We start from the raw sequence: 483 nt of genomic DNA, 5'->3' as shown, positions 1-483 counted from the left end.
GCGTACGGACCACCGAGGCGCTGCGCCTCGCCGAGATGTGGGCCCGCGTCGTCCAGGCCCTCGCTGACGGCGCACTGCCCGTCACCGGCACGCTCGAGGTCCGCGGCCCGCACGACGACCAGGGCAGCCTCACCGACAGCCTCGCCAACCCGGACATCGCCGGCACCTACCCATGAGGTGACGCAGCGTGCTGTACGTCATCACCGGCCCGCCGGCCGGGGGCAAGAGCAGTTGGATACAGGCCCACGCCACGCCCCGTGACATTGTCATCGACATGGACCGCATCGCCTCGGCCCTCACCGGCCCGGGCGCCCCGGGGTGGAATCAGGACCCGATCGTGCAGCGCGTCGCCCAGCGCGCACGGTTCGCCGCCATCGATGAGGCGGTCAAGCACCTCGCCGCCGTCGACGTCTACCTGATCCACACCATGCCCGGGCCCAAGGCCCTGGCCCGCTACCGCCGGCTGCACGCACGCATCGTCGT

1 protein-coding gene is annotated in these 483 nt (G+C 72.0%); it reads left to right on the top strand.

Going from position 1 to position 483, the window contains the following annotated elements; all coding sequences use genetic code 11:
- Positions 1 to 187: 187 nt before the first annotated feature.
- Positions 188 to 483, top strand: a 296-nt coding sequence (locus LPA54_RS37205) for a hypothetical protein (protein ID WP_228984877.1), incomplete at its 3' end; no start/stop codon positions are given.

The organism is Streptomyces sp. DH12 (assembly GCF_020873895.1).
In the GTDB taxonomy this organism is placed as follows: Bacteria; Actinomycetota; Actinomycetes; order Streptomycetales; family Streptomycetaceae; genus Streptomyces.
Note: the sequence above shows the minus strand (reverse complement) of the source record. Positions and strands in the feature narration are given on the sequence as shown.